This is a genomic window from Hymenobacter sp. UYAg731 (assembly GCF_054061335.1).
The window spans coordinates 616,274-631,986 of the sequence record NZ_JBSSEC010000001.1 but is presented as its reverse complement, the minus strand read 5'-3'; the positions used below and the strand labels follow the sequence as shown (position 1 = coordinate 631,986).

The 15,713-nt window shown below is 63.5% G+C and carries 13 protein-coding genes; 3 read left to right on the top strand and 10 right to left on the bottom strand.

The annotated features are described in order from the left end of the window. Positions 1-4: 4 nt before the first annotated feature. Both ACVWYF_RS02700 and ACVWYF_RS02695 read right to left on the bottom strand, forming a co-directional pair. A complete protein-coding gene (locus ACVWYF_RS02700) occupies positions 5-988 on the bottom strand; it encodes a pyruvate dehydrogenase complex E1 component subunit beta (RefSeq protein ID WP_457064346.1) in 984 nt (327 codons plus the stop codon). 83 nt (positions 989-1,071) lie between these two features. Next, positions 1,072-2,880 (bottom strand): hypothetical protein, encoded by a 1,809-nt coding sequence (locus ACVWYF_RS02695; RefSeq protein ID WP_457064344.1) that lies wholly within the window; start codon positions 2,878-2,880, stop codon positions 1,072-1,074. 162 nt (positions 2,881-3,042) lie between these two features. Here ACVWYF_RS02695 and ACVWYF_RS02690 point away from each other — a divergent pair, with 162 nt between their 5' ends. Further along, complete coding sequence (locus ACVWYF_RS02690; protein WP_168674221.1) at positions 3,043-3,261, top strand: PspC domain-containing protein; 219 nt, start codon at positions 3,043-3,045, stop codon at positions 3,259-3,261. Positions 3,262-3,405: 144 nt separating this feature from the next. On the opposite strand, the gene ACVWYF_RS02685 is transcribed toward ACVWYF_RS02690, so the two are convergent. The 4 genes from ACVWYF_RS02685 to hutH all read right to left on the bottom strand — a co-directional run bounded on the left by ACVWYF_RS02685 (position 3,406) and on the right by hutH (position 8,526). Beyond that, a complete protein-coding gene (locus tag ACVWYF_RS02685; RefSeq protein WP_457064342.1) occupies positions 3,406-4,458 on the bottom strand; it encodes a glycosyltransferase family 2 protein in 1,053 nt (350 codons plus the stop codon). Continuing rightward, entirely contained in the window at positions 4,448-4,786 is a 339-nt protein-coding gene (locus ACVWYF_RS02680) for a YbaB/EbfC family nucleoid-associated protein (RefSeq protein WP_168674222.1), read from the bottom strand. Before ACVWYF_RS02680 ends, ACVWYF_RS02685 begins: the two co-directional genes overlap by 11 nt. 117 nt (positions 4,787-4,903) lie before the next feature. Next, complete coding sequence (locus tag ACVWYF_RS02675; RefSeq protein ID WP_457064340.1) at positions 4,904-6,886, bottom strand: T9SS type B sorting domain-containing protein; 1,983 nt, start codon at positions 6,884-6,886, stop codon at positions 4,904-4,906. 146 nt (positions 6,887-7,032) lie between these two features. Then, a complete protein-coding gene (hutH, locus tag ACVWYF_RS02670) occupies positions 7,033-8,526 on the bottom strand; it encodes a histidine ammonia-lyase (RefSeq protein ID WP_457064338.1) in 1,494 nt (497 codons plus the stop codon). 315 nt (positions 8,527-8,841) lie between these two features. On the opposite strand from hutH, the gene ACVWYF_RS02665 reads away from it, so the two are divergent. Beyond that, complete coding sequence (locus ACVWYF_RS02665) at positions 8,842-10,200, top strand: vanadium-dependent haloperoxidase (RefSeq protein WP_457064336.1); 1,359 nt, start codon at positions 8,842-8,844, stop codon at positions 10,198-10,200. 163 nt (positions 10,201-10,363) lie between these two features. Here ACVWYF_RS02665 and ACVWYF_RS02660 read toward each other — a convergent pair whose 3' ends face one another. From ACVWYF_RS02660 to ACVWYF_RS02650, 3 genes are read right to left on the bottom strand one after another with little or no spacing between them, the layout of a single operon-like run. Further along, the gene (locus tag ACVWYF_RS02660; protein WP_457064334.1) at positions 10,364-11,071 is read right to left on the bottom strand and encodes a LytR/AlgR family response regulator transcription factor; all 708 of its coding nucleotides are present in this window, start codon (positions 11,069-11,071) and stop codon (positions 10,364-10,366) included. Then, the gene (locus tag ACVWYF_RS02655) at positions 11,068-12,192 is read right to left on the bottom strand and encodes a sensor histidine kinase (RefSeq protein WP_457064332.1); all 1,125 of its coding nucleotides are present in this window, start codon (positions 12,190-12,192) and stop codon (positions 11,068-11,070) included. Before ACVWYF_RS02655 ends, ACVWYF_RS02660 begins: the two co-directional genes overlap by 4 nt. Next, positions 12,189-13,358 carry a sensor histidine kinase gene (locus tag ACVWYF_RS02650; protein ID WP_457064330.1) on the bottom strand — a complete coding sequence of 390 codons (1,170 nt, stop codon included), beginning with the start codon at positions 13,356-13,358 and terminating at the stop codon, positions 12,189-12,191. The genes ACVWYF_RS02655 and ACVWYF_RS02650 overlap by 4 nt, the downstream gene beginning before the upstream one ends. A gap of 259 nt (positions 13,359-13,617) precedes the next feature. Here ACVWYF_RS02650 and ACVWYF_RS02645 point away from each other — a divergent pair, with 259 nt between their 5' ends. Continuing rightward, on the top strand, positions 13,618-13,989 hold the full coding sequence (locus tag ACVWYF_RS02645) for a hypothetical protein (protein ID WP_457064329.1): 372 nt from the start codon (positions 13,618-13,620) through the stop codon (positions 13,987-13,989). Between the two features lie 58 nt (positions 13,990-14,047). Here ACVWYF_RS02645 and hisS read toward each other — a convergent pair whose 3' ends face one another. Continuing rightward, positions 14,048-15,481: a histidine--tRNA ligase gene (gene hisS, locus ACVWYF_RS02640; protein WP_457064327.1), complete on the bottom strand. Its 1,434-nt coding sequence runs from the start codon at positions 15,479-15,481 to the stop codon at positions 14,048-14,050. Positions 15,482-15,713 lie beyond the last annotated feature (232 nt).

Sequence of the window (15,713 nt, the reverse complement as noted above, 5' to 3'; positions counted from 1 at the left end):
GGCCTTACACCTTGGCGTAAGTCACTTCCTTGACGGCTTTCACCACGCGGGCCACGTTGGGCAGCGAGGCTTCAATGAGGGTGGGGGCATAAGGCAGGGGCACGTCGGCGCAGGTGATGCGGATGACGGGCGCATCGAGGTGGTCGAAGGCGCGGCGCTGCACGATGTAGGCCAGCTCGCCCGAGATGCTGGCCAGCGGCCAGGCTTCTTCGATAACCACCATGCGGTTGGTTTTCTTCACCGAGGTGATGAGCGTGTCGTAGTCAATCGGGCGCACCGAGCGCAGGTCAATTACTTCGGCTTCAATGCCTTCCTTGGCCAGTTCGTCGGCGGCGGTGTAGGCAATTTTCATCATTTTGCCGAAGCTCACCAGGGTTACGTGCTTGCCCTGGCGCACGATGTTGGCTTTGCCGATTTCGAGCAGGTACTCCTCTTCGGGCACTTCGCCCTTGTCGCCGTACATCAGTTCCGACTCCATGAAAATTACCGGGTCGGGGTCGCGGATGGCCGATTTCAGCAGGCCTTTGGCGTCGTAGGGGTTCGAGGGAATCACTACTTTCAGGCCGGGCGTGTTGGCAAACCAGTTCTCGAAATTCTGCGAGTGCTGGCTGCTGAGCATGCCGGCGTTGCCCGTCGGGCCACGGAACACGATGGGGCAGGAGTACTGCCCGCCCGACATCGAATAAAGCTTGGCGGCCGAATTAATCACCTGGTCGATAGCCACCAACGAAAAGTTGAAGGTCATGAACTCGATGATGGGAATCAGCCCGTTGGCGGCCGCGCCCACGCCGATGCCGGCGAAGCCCAGCTCAGCAATCGGGGTGTCAATCACGCGCTCGGGGCCGAACTCGTCGAGCATGCCCTGGCTTACTTTGTAGGCGCCGTTGTACTCGGCCACTTCTTCGCCCATGAGGAACACCCGCGGGTCGCGGCGCATTTCCTCGGACAGGGCCTCGCGCAAGGCCTCACGGAATTGAATTTGACGCATGGTTTTCTTTAGGGTAAAGCCGGTTTTCAGCCGATAGGCAAAGCTACGACAGGCACGGGCGTTGGGCCAAAGCTAATTGGCGCTTACTTGAGGGCGTCGCGAAAAACCTTGCCCTGGGCATAATCCTGAAACTCCAGGTCCTCCACGGCGCGCTGGGCGTAGCTGCGGTCGAGGGTTATGGCTTGCTTGAGGAAGGTGCCCACGGCAGCTTCGTTTTGCTGGCGGGCGGCCACCACGGCAAAGCCGTAAACGGGCGCGGCGGCCGTGGGGCGCAGGGTTTGGGCCAGCTGGTACTGTTCCCGGGCCAGCTCGTAGTGCTCGCGGCCCACTTCGATGAGGGCGCGGTTGAGGGCGTTCTGATAGCTGGGACCGGCGTATTGCAGGCTGCGCAGGGCTTCGTCGGGCTGGCCGACTTCGATTTCGAGCGCGGCATGGTCGGAGAATATTTTGCGCAGCAGTGGACGCGGGCCGCCCAGCTTGATGGCGTAGTCGTAGTTCTGGAGGGCTTCGAGGCGGTCGCCGGCGCGGTGGTAGGCGGTGGCGGCGTGGTAGAAGAACTCAGCGGTGGGATTACGGTGGGCGGCCAGCGTGAAGTTGACGGCGGCACGGCGGTAGTACGCCTTCTGGATTTTGTCGGTGGGCTCCTTTTCGGCCCGCATCAGCAGCACCACGCCCAGGTTGTGGAAGGCTTCCCAACTGTTGGTGTTAGCGGCCGACACTTCGTAAATGCGCTGCTTTTCAGCTAATAAAGGCGTGAGCGTGGCTGAATAGCGCAGCTCCTCGGGCGTAAGTGCGTCGGTTTCGACCTGCTTCTCCACAATCTTTTTCGAGAGCAGGTACACTTCCGAATCATAGCGCTTAGGGGCGGTGTAGGTCACGGCCACGGTGCCGAAACGCAGCACGGGATAGATGTACTGCTCGATGTAATCGAAGGAAGAAAGCCGGTGCAGGGCCTTTTCCTTCTGCTCGAAGGTGCCCTTGGTGTCGTTGATGAGGGTGACGACGGAGTCAATCTGGTCGGCTTTCAGGGCCGAGGTCGTGACTTTTTGCAGGAAGGTGTCCCACTTGCGTACGTAGGCCAGCGTGTCGTAGTGAATCTCCTCGTTCTTATTGAGATACGAGAAGTTTTTCACCCGCTGCTTATAGTAGTAAAGCAGCATTCGCACGCGCTTGCTGGCCAGTAGACGGTTATGAGCATCGGTAGAATCGGGCGAGTGGCCCGCGATGATGAGCACCTGCCGGGTATGTTGGTTGGCGTCAATCAGGTCTTCGAGGGCGGCCACGTTGGTGCCCAGGTAGCCCCGGATAAACCACTTGTCCTCGTCGAAAAAGAACGGCAGCACGCGGGTGCCGCCCATGGTATTGTTGGCGCGCTCGGGCAGTAGGGCCAGGGCGGTGTCTTCGCGCACCACGAGGCGGGCGGGGTCGGCGATGCCGCGGGCCACGCGCACATCGGCGGGGGCGCGTAGGATTTTGCCGTTCTTTTTCAGCTCGCGCATCTGGGCGTGGGCCAGCAGTTCGCCGGGGTTGCGGCCAGGGGTGTTGGGCAGGGTGAACTTTTGGGTGGCGAAGAGCTGGCCCTTGTGTTCATCGTCGTACACGAAGTTGCCCGACGTGAAAGTGATGCGGCCGAGGGTGTCTTCACGCAGGCCGTGCTCGTAGCGGTAGCGCAGCAGCAGCTCGTAGGCCACGCCTTTGTGCAGGTGTTGGGCCGGTACGCGAGCTTCTACGGCAAATGGCACGGCCTCGCCCGAGGCCGTGAGCACGGCGGGGCGGGCCACCACGGTGCGTCCGGCTTCGGCCTGCTTCAGCACCCGGGGCAGGGTGCAGGCCGAGAAAAATACGGTGGCTGCCAGCAGCCCGTGGGCCACTGGCCGCAAAAAGTTACGCATTAAAACACCTGAGGTGGGAGAACAAAAACTACCCTTTCAAACGTAGAAGTCCCGAAATTAGTCGGCATCCGGGGCGCAAAACTACACCAGAGCTGTTGCCTTTGCCCGGCAAATGCCTTATCTTAGCCCAGAGAAACTGTTTTTCGCTAGCCGCTATTGCCCATGAAACGCTTCACCGACTACCTCGAAACGCAGTCTTTCGGCCTCTGCTCGGCCCTGGCCGGGAAATGGGGCTTCAGCACACGCAGCGTCCGGCTGTCGTTTGTGTACGCATCGTTCTTCACGTTTGGCTCGCCCATTGTGCTTTATTTCGCCGGGGCATTCTGGATGAACGTGCGGCGCGCCATGCGCCAGCAGCGCAGCACGGTTTGGGATTTGTAATCGAATAAACTGTCCTTGCGAGGGGAGCTCAGCGGAACGCAGCAACCAAAGGTCAGCCGTTGCCAATCCGTCCTGTAAATGCCAGACACACGATAATATTAGAAGCCCCGGCTCTGGATTGGAGTCGGGGCTTTTTTGCAAAATTCATTTCAGCCCCAAATCGCTGAACTTGCGCTTGCTTTTTCCAAAATACGCCCACACCAGACTACCATTATACACGCCGGCGCGGTCCCGGACGCGCAGGTGTGGCCGGGTAGCCCGCCGCTTCTTACGCCAGTAGCCAAAGCTGCCGTAGAAGCTGAAATGCGCCCGCAGCACGGCCCAGAAATTGCCAACTTCCCCGCTCAGTAAAAACCGCAGGCCAGCTACGCCATCCAATACGAGGCGCTGGAACATGGGACCGTACAACTCGTCGGGCGCGGCATTTTTGTAGAGCAGGGCCAAGCCGTTGCGGAAGTTCAGGTAGGTTTTGCGGGGGTTGGATTTGTGCAGTGTGCCGCCGCCGACGTGCTGCACGGCGCTGCCACCGTGGTACCAGACTTCGTGGCCCGCATTCTGGAGCCGCCAGCAGAAGTCGATTTCCTCCATGTGCGCGAAAAAGGCTGGTTCCAAGCCGCCGAGGGCTTGCCAGGCGGCGCCCCGCACCATGAGGCAGGCCCCGGTGGCCCAGGCCACGGGGCGTGGGTCGTCGTACTGGCCCAGGTCCTTTTCGAGGGTGTCGAAGAGGCGGCCGCGGCAGAAGGGGTAAGCCAGCCGGTCGAGGTAGCCACCGCCGGCTCCCGCGTACTCAAACAGCGTGGGGTCGATTTGGGACAGGATTTTGGGCTGCACGGCGGCGATGCGCGGGTTGGCTTCGAGCAGGCCGCGCAGGGGGCGCAGCCAGCCCAGCGTGACTTCCACATCGGAATTAAGCAGCACGAAGAATGGGCTGTCGACTTGCGCCAGGGCTTGGTTGTAGCCTTCGCAAAAGCCCCAGTTGCGGTCGAGCAACAGCAGTTCTACGGTCGGGAATTCGCGGGCCAGCAGTTCCACCGAGGTGTCGGTGGAGGCGTTATCGGCCACGATGACGCGCGCTCCGTCGGCGTGGGCGAGCACGCCGGGGAGGAAGCGGTGCAGGAATTTCGCGCCGTTCCAGTTCAGGATGACGATGGCCACGTCGGCGCAAACGCCGGCCGGGGCTGCAGCGTTAGGCCCCAAAGCCGCTCAAATCGAGGCCGGGCACGTTGGGCATCAGGCCGCTGGTTTTGCGCTGGAGCTCCTGGCGGGCCAACTCGGCGGCTTCGTCGAGGGCCTTGTTCACGGCGGCTACCACGAGGTCGGCCAGCATGTCGCGGTCCTGCGGGGTGAGGAGGGATTCGTCGATTTCGAGCTTGAGGATTTTGCGGTGGCCGTTGGCCGTGGCGCGCACGAGGCCGCCGCCGGCTTCGCCCGTGGCGGTGATGTGCTGGATTTCCTGCTGGGCCTGCTGCATCTTATCCTGCAGTTCTTTCACTTTGCCCATCATGCCGGTGATGTCGAATGCCATTTTATATTTCGGTTAACAGTTTTCAGTTAGCAGTGAACAGTAAGTAGGGCGAAAAGGATGCCTTCTCATGCTTTCACCGGCTAAAATTCCTAACAAAGGTGGCAAGAGGGCGCGGGTTTATTTCAGAATAGTGACCGCGCCGGTGGCCGAAAATGGCTTGCCGTCCTCGTTGTTCTGCTGGAAGCGCCACACGTACGCCCCCAGCACCGGGGCGTGCCCTTTAATGGTGCCGTCCCAGGTTTCGCTGCGCTGAGTGCCTCGGAACACTTCTTGGCCGTTGCGGTCCACTACTACGAAGGTGTAGTTATTCAGATACCTGCCCTTCACTTCGAGCACGTCGTTGAGGCCGTCGCCATTGGGCGTGAAGGCGGTGGGAATGGCGAGCGTGAGTTGCCGTGTGACGCTGGCCAGGTTGGAGTAGCTGAACGTGCCGGCCGGCAAGCCCGCGCCGCCGATTTGCAGCCGGTAGCGCAGCACCTGGCGGTCGGTGGGCGGGGTGAGGTCGGTGTAGGTGTTGCCGGTTACGGCCAGGGTGCTAAGCACGGTGCCATCGGCGGCGAGGCGCTGGAGGGTGTAGACAGCGGGAACGGCCGGGTCGGGGCCGGTGAAGGCCGTCCAGGTGAGGGCGGCGGTGCTGCCGTCGGCATCGGCGGCGCTGGCTGAGAGGATGGCCGGGCAGGTAGCGGGGCTGGTGGGCGAGATGTTGCCGCAGGTATCCACGAGGCACACCGAGTAGCAGGGCGGGCTGGCTCTGAGAGTGGTCAGGTCGGTGGAATCGCGGGATGCACGTAGCGAAGCGACGGGTTTGCCGAAATTAGCCGGTACGCCGCTGCCGGCCGTGCGACTGTATTGCAGCGAGCTGCCAACGGGCAGGGTGGGCGTGGCCAGCGTTGGCGTCAGCACCACCACATTATTGAGGTTGAAGCTGGCCACCAGGCGGGGCTGTGGCGGCGGCAGGTTTGATACCGTGGGGATGGGAAATGAATTGGAAATAGCCACCCCACCGCCCGGCTGGGTGGCCGTTACTACGTAAGTGTAGGTGCTGCCGCAGAACACGTCGGCATCCTCGAAGCCATCGGCCGTGCGGGTGAGGGTGTTGATGGGCGTGCCGTTGCGGGTGACGGTGTAGCTGATGGCGGGGCCGGCATCTTTGAGCAGCAGCTGGTTGCGGTTGCGGGCCGACGTTCCGGTCAGGCTCAACGTGCCGATGGGAAATGAGGTGTCCGGGCTGCCGCCGCAGTAGTCGGTGCGGGCAATGCGGTAGCGGCCGTCCACCGCGCCGGGCACGCTGAGGCTGGTGTTGCCGGGCGCTGCGGTCACGCCGGGCACGTTACGGAAGCCGGTGCCGGTATCAACCTGCAGGGTGTAGAGGTAGCCGGCGGGCAAGTTGCCCACCGCCAGAGTAGCCGTACCGCTGGGCAGCGGGCCGCTGAGGGTGAGGCTGGTGAGAATGGGTTTTACCGGGGCAGCCAGCGTGAGGGGCTGCACTGAAGGCCGGCTTTCGCACAAACCGTTGGTGGTGTAATGGCCGGTGAGGGTGATGGAGGTGGCCCCGCTCGGTACGGGAATGACACCCGGCCCACGGCTAATCGGGGCTGACCCAGTAGTACCGGTGGGTGTTTGAAAAGTGTAGGTGTAAGTGTCATAAACGGCGTCGGTTATCGTGACCAGCGCTTGGTTGGTGGGGCAAGGCGCGACGGTGAAGGCTGGCGGCGGGGTGTCGTAAACGCGATAAACTCGGAAATAATAAATCGGATTGCTAATCACTGCATCCAACTCCGACACAGTTACCATGCCCACCTCGGCCAATGTGGGGATGTAGGTGTAGGGCAGGTAGTTGGGGGGGAAGCAGATGGGCGTAGTGTTGTAAAACGTACTACCCACGCCCGGCCGCACTCCATAGCTCAGAACTCCAGTAGTAGGCCTAGCGTGAACGAAATGCACTGGCTGGCCTACGCAAAAAGATTCTACTACTACTCCATTGATGTCAAGAGCAAAGAAGGCTGTGGGGTCGTTCGGTTTGGTTTCGCATTGGCTCCAAGCCAACTGGCCCGGCAGCCACAGCAGCAGAAATAAGAAATAGCGGTTCAGCGGCTTCATGGGTTATCGACTTCATTCGCCTTTTCATCGGGCAGCACTCGTAACGCGGGATAAAGCATTATCGCGCCCGAAAATGGTCATCAGCCAAACACTCTTTGTTAGAAAAGATTTTGCCAACAACGTGCCCCAGGCCTGTTGAGCAGCTTTTACTGCCAGTCAAACTTACGGACGAAGGCGGCGGCTTTGTGCAAATCCGGGTACAGCACCCGGTCGCGCACCACAAATTTTACTTCCTGCCCGAAAGCTTCCACCACGCGCTCCAGCGCTTCGGAGCTGCGGCCGGGGCGGCGGAAGGCTAGTGCCTGCACGGCCGTCATTAATTCAATACCCAGCACCTGTTCCACGTTTTCGATGACGCGGCGGGCCTTGGTGGCGGCGTTGGCACCCATGCTAACGTGGTCTTCCTGGCCGTTGCTACTCACGATACTGTCTACCGAGGCGGGCGTGCAGAGCTGCTTGTTCTGGCTCACGATGCCGGCGGCGGTGTACTGCGGAATCATCAGGCCGGAGTTCAGGCCGGGCTCGGCCACGAGGTATTGGGGCAGGCCGCGCTGGCCGGAAATGAGCTGGTAGGTGCGGCGCTCCGAGATGCTGCCCAGCTCGGCCATCGCAATGGCGAGGTGGTCCAAGGCCAGGGCCAGGGGCTGGCCGTGGAAGTTGCCGCCGCTCAGAATCAGGTCTTCGTCGGGGAAGATGTTGGGGTTGTCGGTCACGGAGTTACACTCGGTTTCGACCACCTGGGCCACGTAGGCCAGCGCATCGCGGCTTGCCCCGTGTACCTGCGGCTGGCAGCGGAAGGAGTAGGGGTCCTGCACGGCCAGGCGGGGCTGGGTTTGCAGCTCGGAGCCGGCCAGCAGCCCACGCAGGCGCTTGGCCACCTGCACCTGCCCGGCGTGCGGCCGGATGCGGTGCAGGTTTTCATTGAAGGGGTCGGCGCAGCCCCCGAATGCTTCCAGCGACAGCCCCCCGATGACATCGGCCGCCGCGGCTAGGCGTTGGGCGCGCAGCACGCCATCCACGGCGTAGGCCAGCATGAACTGGGTGCCGTTGAGCAGGGCCAGGCCTTCCTTGGCCTGCAGTTTCAGCGGCTCCCAGCTGAAAAGGCTCATGGCATCTTCGGCGCTGAGGCGGTAGCCTTGGTAGTTTACTTCGCCCAAACCTAAAAGCGGCAGGCAGAGGTGGGCCAGCGGCGCCAAATCGCCGGAGGCCCCGAGGCTGCCCTGCTCGTACACCACGGGGAGCATCTCGCGGTTGTACATGGCCACGAGGCGCTCGGCGGTGGCGGGCTGCACGCCGCTGTGGCCGTAGCTCAGGCTCTGGGCCTTGAGGAAAAGCATGAGGCGCACGAGGTGCTGCGGCACTTCGGCCCCGGTGCCGCAGGCGTGCGACATCATCAGATTTACCTGGAGCTGGGCGCGCTCCTGGGGCGCAATGCTCACATTATATAGGGAGCCGAAGCCGGTGTTGATGCCGTAAATCGGCGCGTCGTCGTGGGCCAGGCGCTGGTGCAGGTAGGCGTGGCAGGCTGCTATTTGCTGGCGGGCATCATCGCCGAGCTGCACGGGGCGGCCGTCGGCGAGTAGGGTGGCCAGCGCAGCCAGGGTGAGCGGCTGCGCGGGCGAAATGAGGTGGGTGGGCATTAAAAGTGCGTGGGTGGTGAAGATGGGGGCAGCAAAGAACGAAAAAACTCCCCTGCTTTTTTGAGGAGGAGCGTTTTCGCGTAGCGGAAACGGGGGGTGACAGGCGTTGAACTGAAAATTGGCGTAGCCAACGCCAGCCGCGCACGCTGGCCGCCGTCGCTGGTCGTTTCTCAGATGCTGTCTGTCTTCACCAGCGCGTTACCGGGCGATAAACCGAGCAATGTTCAGGAGTTGCCCGCACTTTTGGAGGGAACTCGCGCCTCGTTTTTACCCGCGCGGGTTCAGCCGTTCGTGCCATTTGTTCCCGTTTTAGTCATGAAAAACGCTTCAACCTTGCATCATTCGGGCCGGGCAGCCAGCCTCCTAGTGCTGCTGATTTTCAGCGCCTTGCTGGGCATTACTTCCTGCTCCGATTCCGACAGCCCCGCGCCCGCTGCCAACCCCTCGCCGGATGCCGCCACCTACCGCGCCGACGTAGCCCTGAGCTGGATGAACCTGGAATTGCGGCTGGTCCGCACCACGCCCGTGGTGCCGGCCATCACCTTCGGGCGGCCCTTTGCCTACGCCGGAGTGGCCGGCTACGAAGCGGCCGTGCCCGGCATGGCCGGCTACCGCTCCCTGGCCGGCCAGCTCAACGGCCTGAGCGGGCTGCCCACTGCCGACCTCACCCAAGCCTACAACTGGGCCCTGAGCGCCAACGCCGCCCTGGCCGCCATCAACCGGAGCCTATTTGCCAATGCCTCGCCGGCCAACCTCGCGACGCTCGATTCGCTGGAAGCCGCCAACGTAGCCGCGTTTCAGGGCAGCCTGGGGGCCGAGGCCAGCCGCCGCTCCGTCGATTTTGGCAAGCAGGTAGCGGCGGCCGTTTTTGCGTGGGCGAATACTGACGGCTATAACAACACCACCCCCTACACGCCGCCCACCGGACCGGGCCTGTGGGTGCCCACGGCCCCGCAGTTCAGCCCCGCCGTGTTCCCGAACTGGGGCGCCAACCGCCCCTTGGTGGCCGGCAGCGGCGAGGGAGCCGACCCCGGCCCGCCGCTGGCCTACAGTACCGTCCCCGGCTCGCCCTTCTACACCATGGCCAGCGAAGTGCTGAGCATCGCCCAAACCCGCACCCCCGAGCAAACCGCCATTGCCCTGTTCTGGAACGACGTGCCCAGCGGCCGCAGCTTCACGCCGCCGGGCCACTGGGTGTCCATCCTGGCCCAGGTGCTGACCAAGGAAAATACCCCCCTTGATAAGGCCCTGTTCGCCCACGCCAAGCTCGGCGTCTGCCTCAACGATGCCCTCATTAGCTCCATGAAAACCAAGTTTACCTATAACGTGCTGCGGCCGGTAACCTACATTCGGGCCACGCTGGGCGAGCCCACCTGGCTGCCGCTCATCCCCACGCCCGCCTTCCCCGAATACAGCGCCAACCACGCCACGCTGTCGGCGGCGGCGGGGGAGGCCCTCACCCAAATCTACGGCCCCAACTACGCCTTCACCGACCAGAGCTACGTGCCTTTTGGCCTGGCCGCCCGCTCGTATACTTCCTTCGAGCAGGCTGGTAGCGAGGCCGGCCTGTCGCGCCTGTACGGCGGCATTCATTACCGGCCTTCGGTCGAAAAAGGCACGATTCAGGGCAAGAAATTAGCCCAGAACATCGATGCTAAGCTGCGGTTTAAGTGAGTTTGGGGATGGAATGATGAGGAAGGAATAGGGGATAAAAACAACGGTCATGCTGAGCGCAGTCGAAGCATCTCTACCGCACCAGTAATCATTTACTATTGCGGTAGAGATGCTTCGACTGCGCTCAGCATGACCGTTCCTTTTACTGCAAATCAACTTGACTTCACCCCAGCACCTCCTCCACCCGCGGGCGAAACAGGCGGCCGATGGGCAGCTCCTCGTTGGCCACTTCGATGTGCCGGGCGCTGTAGGTCCGAATCTTGTCCAGGGCCACAATGAACGAGCGGTGGATGCGCAGGAAGTTGCTTTCCGACAGCTTTTCTTCCATGCTGCACACGGTTTGCTTCACCACCAGCGGCGGCCCCGTAGCCCGGTGAATCTTCACGTAATCCTTCAGACCCTCCACGTAGAGGATGTCGCGGAGCGTCACTTTCACCATTTTGCGGTCGATGCGGAAGTAGAGGAAGGCCTCGGGGGGGGCGATGGGCGGGGCCTCGGCGGGGGCGCTGGACGTGCCGTCGGGCCGGGTCGCTTTGGCCACGGCCTTCAGAAACCGCTCCAGCGACACGGGTTTGAGCAGGTAATCGACCGCGTCGAGCTCGAAGGCTTCGTAGGCGTATTCGCGGTAGGCCGTGGTGAAAATAACCTGGGGCGGGTGGCGCAGGCTGCGCAGGAAATCGGTGCCCAGCATCTTGGGCATTTTGATGTCGAGAAATAGCAAGTCGATGGGCTGCTGCTGGAGGAAGTCAAACGCCTCCAAGGCGTTGGCGCAGGTGCCCACCAGTTGCAGCTGCGCCACCTCGCGCACGTAAGATTCGAGTACTTCGAGGGCCGGGGGCTCGTCGTCGACCAATAGGCAGCGGGTTTTCATGGCTGGGGCATCAGGTGGGAAGAATGGGCAAAGGCGGGGGCCGGCGGCGCGGTGTGGGCCGCCGCCAGCGGGGCCGTGGCCAGGTGCAGGGCCACCACGAAGGCATCGGGCTCTACCATTATTTTCAGCGCGTGCCGGCCGGCGTAGAGGCGGGCCAGCCGCTGCCGCACGGCCCGCAGGCCCAGCCCCTCGCGGAGGGCAGGGGCGGCCGGGGGCTGGCTGTTGATGATTTTGAGCGTGAGGCCGGCCGGCCGGGCCACCAGGTCGATGCTCACCCAGGCGCAGTCGAGGCCCGCGCCGGTGCCGTGCCGGAAGGCGTTTTCCAGAAACGGCAGCAGCAGCAGGGGGGCAATGCGGTGGGCGGCCAAGTTGCCGCTGAAGTTGAGCGACACCTCCACCCGGGCGCCCAGCCGTAGCCGCTCCAGGGCCACGTAGTCGCGCAGCATGGCCACCTCGTCGGCCAGCGGCACGTTTTCGTGCGGGCTTTCGTAGAGCAGGTAGCGCAGCAGCGCCGCCAGGTGCAGCACGGCCGCCGGGGCCTCGGGCGCACGGGCCGCCGTGAGACCGCGCAAGGTGCGCAGCGTATCGAACAGAAACCCGGGCTGCAACTGGGCCTTCAGCAGCTCCAGCTCGGTGTGCAGCTTTTGCTGCTCCAACTGCTGGCTCAGCTGCCGCTGCTCGTACCAGTGGTTCACCACCTGGATGGCGCTGGCCGCGCCGGCCACCATCAGCAGGGCAAAAAAGCCGAAGTTCAGGTCGGCAACCATTTCGGCCCAGCCCAGCTTCAGAAAGGCCTTGCCCCCGAACCAGCGCGGGGTGAGGTAGGCCCCATACGTCAGCCACAGCAGGTTGGAGAGCAGGGCACTGCCCACCAGCCACCCGCCCAGCAGCGCCAGAAACCGCCCCGGCCGCCGCTGCTCCAGCAGGCGGGGCAGCACCCCGTACAGCAGCAGGTAGGTGGCCGGCAGCATCAGGGGCAGCACCGTGAGTGCGTACGTGCGCAAGTACAGCCGCGTGCCGATGAACAGCGGATTTGGCAGCTGAAGCAGCAGCAGCAGCCCCGAGGCCACCACCCAAAATGCCAGGTGCCGCAGGAGTCGCTGAAATGGCCAGGGTTTCATGAGTACGACGGAAAGGCCAGCGACGCGGAATGCACGGCTGCCGGGGTGGCCACGCGCCCGGTCCGCTGCGGAGCTGGGGCGGCCACTTCGGCCAGCGCCAGCGTCAGGCGCACGGTGTAGGTGTCGGGGCGGGCTTCGGTTTCGAAACGGTGCCGCTCGGGGTAGAGCAGCTGGAGGCGGTGGCGCACGTTGCGCAGGCCAATGCCGGGCGGCGCCGCCGACGGGGCGTCGGTTTTCGTGTTCGTGATGAGGCAGGTGAAGCAGCCATCAGCCATGCCCAGCACCACGGCAATGCGCGCCGCCCCTACCTGCTCGGCCGCGCCGTGCTTGAAGGCGTTTTCGACCAGCGGTAACAGCAGCAGCGGCGCGATGCCGCCCGTGGCCGGCAAGCCCTCGGCCCGAAAATCGAGCGTGAGGCGCGGGCCGTAGCGCAGCTGCTCAAGGGCCAGGAAGTTGCGCAGCAGGGCCACTTCGGCGGGCAGCGGCACCAGCGCAGCGTGGCCCTGCTCCACCACAAATTGCAGCAGCCCGGTGAGGCGGTCCACCACCTCGGGGGCCTGGGCCGACTGCCGCAACGTGAGGGCGTAGAGGTTGTTGAGGGTGTTGAAGAGAAAGTGCGGGTGAATCTGGGCCCGCAGCAGCTGGAGTTCGGACCGGTAGTTTTCCTGCCGCAGGTGCCCATTGGCCAGTTCTTTTTGCCGCCACCGCCGGTATACGTGCAGGCAGGCGGCCACCCCGGCCGTCACGGCCAGCAGCACATACGGGCCGGGGGCCAGCGCCAGGTGGGCATCGGGGATGGGCGTTTGCACGCCCACGTAAAGCGGCACCAGCACGAAATGCCGGAAGCCGTGATGCAGCACCACGCTCAGCGGAAACCACGCCGCCAGCAGCCCCACCAGCCGGGCGCGGCGGCCCTGCCACAGGGCGGGCAGCACGCCATACAGCAGGGCGTAGGTGGCCAGCATATGCGGTACGAGCAGCAGCGTCATGTCGCGCAGGGCCAGCCGCAGGTTCAGGGCTACGTGTACCACGTACAGCACCAGCCACGTCAGCAGCACCGTTCGCACCAGCCAGAACAGGCCGTGCCGCAGCCACCACCGCTCGTCTATTGCCCGCAGCAACCGGGCGGGCCAGGGTTCCCGCAAGTGCGTGTTTATGTGTGCCATGCCGGTATACGAGTGGGATGTGCTTGCCTAAATATACCGATTTATGAATGGATGCCGCGCTGGTAACAGGTTTTGTAGACCAACGGCCGCCCCCCGGCGACCAACGACCAAACCGGCCGTTGGTCGCCGGGGGGCGGCCTTGTTGCCCACCGGGGGCCGCCCCGGGCGATTAGGCCAGCAAGGACTTCGCGGCCCGGCCATATTGGGGTACCTCAGCGGCGCACCGCCGCCAATCCAATTCACTTCAAGCCCCCAAACCATGAAAAATCTCCTCATTTTCCGCCTCATCCTCGGGCTGTTCCTGTTGCTTTCAACCCTGGCCCATGCCCAGGTCCAAACGCCGCCCGCGCAAGCCGGCTACTGGAACGTCGAAACCAACCGCACCACCCGCGACCACACCATCGTGCGCTTCTACAACGCGCAGGACCAGCTCGTGTACGAGGAGCGGCTCGACGAGCTGAACCTCGACCTGCGCAAAGGCAACCGCTGCTGCCGCCGCACCACCCAGCAGCTCAACGTGGCCCTGGCCACCGTGCTGCGCGACCCCGCCGCCGCCCGTTCCGACGCCGGCCTGCTGGCCCAGCAGTTTGGGCAGGACCGCCGCGTGCAGCGCGTCTACGCCGTCCGGTAAGTGCCAAAGTCAATTCCCCTCCTTAACAAAGGAAGGGAGTTGACTTTAGCTCAATTCATTACTCCACGGTAAGGGCCGCCACTACTTCGCCCAGCGGCAGCACCTTCTCTTCGCCGCTCTGCATGATTTTGACCTTCACCACGCCGGCTGCTATTTCTTCCGGCCCCATGATGAGGACCAGCGGAATGCCCTTGGCATCGGCATACTTGAACTGCACGCCCAGCTTCTTGGCATCGGGATACAGCTCGGCGGGGATGCCGGCGGCGCGCAGCTGCGCCAGCAGGGGCAGAGCGGCCCGGCCACTGGCCGCGTCGAAATGGGTGAGGAGGCAGCGGGTGGGCGTTTCGGCCGTGACGGAGAACAAATCCAGCGCCTCCAGGCAGTCATACAGCCGGTCCACGCCAAACGAGAAGCCCACGCCCGACACGCCCGGCAGCCCGAAGGAGCCGGTGAGGTTGTCGTAGCGCCCGCCGCCGCTCACGCTGCCCATCTGCACGTTGTTGATTTTGACTTCAAAGATGCAGCCCGTGTAGTAGGAAAGGCCCCGCGCCAGGGTGGGGTCAAATTCGAGCCGGTCGAACTCCCGGAAGCCGGAAGCCACCAGCAGGTCGCGCACTTCGGCCAGTTCCGTCAGGCCGCGGTAGCTGGCCGTTATCTCGTCCATCGCGGCCCCATCATCGGCCGTGGTGGGGCGGGTGCCGTCCGGCTCCACGCCGGCCGTCACGAAGCCCGCCAGCAGGCGTTGGAGCTTCTCTTGGTAGCTGCCTTCCACGCTCAGCAGCGCAAACAGCGTCTCGATGGTGGGCTCCGAGAAGCCGCGCTCCAGCAGCTCTTTGGTCACGCCCTCGCGCCCGATTTTATCGAGCTTGTCGATGGCCACGAATAAATCCGTTTCGCGGCCCTCGCCGTCCAGCGCCTGGTAAATGTTGCGCAGCACGCCGCGGTGGTTGATTTTGATGGTGAAGTCGTGCAGGCCGAGGCCGCCCAGTACCTGCGCTATCATCAGCACGATTTCGGCTTCGCAGAGCAGCGAGTCGGTGCCCACTACGTCGGCATCGCACTGGTAAAATTCGCGGTAGCGGCCGCGCTGGGGGCGGTCGGCGCGCCACACGGGCTGCATCTGGTAGCGCTTGAAGGGGAAGGTGAGGGTGCCCCGGTTCATGGCCACGTAGCGGGCAAAGGGCACGGTGAGGTCGTAGCGCAGGCCTTTTTCGGCCACTTTGGGTAGCAGGGCTTTAGAGCCGGTGGCTAGGTCCTCGGCCGTCACGTCCTTGGCGAAATCGCCGGAGTTCAGCACTTTGAACAGCAGCTGGTCGCCCTCATCCCCATACTTGCCAGTGAGCACGGAAAGGTTTTCCAGCGTCGGCGTTTCGAGCGGCGCAAAGCCAAACGACTCAAACGTGCGGCGGATTACGTTGAAAATGTGCTGGCGGCGCGCCACCTGCGCGGGGCCAAAGTCGCGGGTGCCCTTGGGAATACTCGGTTTTTGCATAACGGGGCAAAGGTAGGGGCAGACGGAAAGACAAACCGCCGACGGGTACCCCGCCGTGCCGCGTCCTCCCAAGTTGCTGCCCCTAGTTCATCCAAACCATTCCTCCGCCTCCCCGAAGCACTTCCCGGCACCTTCGAAACAGTGCCCGGCCGGCCCGAAACATTCCCCTGCTCATCAGAAGCATTCCCCCGCTCATCCGAAGCACTTCCCCGCCCGACCAAAGCACTTCCCC

What these genes read in the sequence shown, in the direction of transcription:
- ACVWYF_RS02700 (WP_457064346.1), bottom strand. Translation starts at nt 988, where the DNA reads ATGCGTCAAATTCAATTCCGTGAGGCCTTGCGCGAGGCCCTGTCCGAG.
- ACVWYF_RS02695 (WP_457064344.1), bottom strand. Translation starts at nt 2,880, where the DNA reads ATGCGTAACTTTTTGCGGCCAGTGGCCCACGGGCTGCTGGCAGCCACC.
- ACVWYF_RS02690 (WP_168674221.1), top strand. Translation starts at nt 3,043, where the DNA reads ATGAAACGCTTCACCGACTACCTCGAAACGCAGTCTTTCGGCCTCTGC.
- ACVWYF_RS02680 (WP_168674222.1), bottom strand. Translation starts at nt 4,786, where the DNA reads ATGGCATTCGACATCACCGGCATGATGGGCAAAGTGAAAGAACTGCAG.
- ACVWYF_RS02675 (WP_457064340.1), bottom strand. Translation starts at nt 6,886, where the DNA reads ATGAAGCCGCTGAACCGCTATTTCTTATTTCTGCTGCTGTGGCTGCCG.
- hutH (WP_457064338.1), bottom strand. Translation starts at nt 8,526, where the DNA reads ATGCCCACCCACCTCATTTCGCCCGCGCAGCCGCTCACCCTGGCTGCG.
- ACVWYF_RS02665 (WP_457064336.1), top strand. Translation starts at nt 8,842, where the DNA reads ATGAAAAACGCTTCAACCTTGCATCATTCGGGCCGGGCAGCCAGCCTC.
- ACVWYF_RS02660 (WP_457064334.1), bottom strand. Translation starts at nt 11,071, where the DNA reads ATGAAAACCCGCTGCCTATTGGTCGACGACGAGCCCCCGGCCCTCGAA.
- ACVWYF_RS02655 (WP_457064332.1), bottom strand. Translation starts at nt 12,192, where the DNA reads ATGAAACCCTGGCCATTTCAGCGACTCCTGCGGCACCTGGCATTTTGG.
- ACVWYF_RS02650 (WP_457064330.1), bottom strand. Translation starts at nt 13,358, where the DNA reads ATGGCACACATAAACACGCACTTGCGGGAACCCTGGCCCGCCCGGTTG.
- ACVWYF_RS02645 (WP_457064329.1), top strand. Translation starts at nt 13,618, where the DNA reads ATGAAAAATCTCCTCATTTTCCGCCTCATCCTCGGGCTGTTCCTGTTG.
- hisS (WP_457064327.1), bottom strand. Translation starts at nt 15,481, where the DNA reads ATGCAAAAACCGAGTATTCCCAAGGGCACCCGCGACTTTGGCCCCGCG.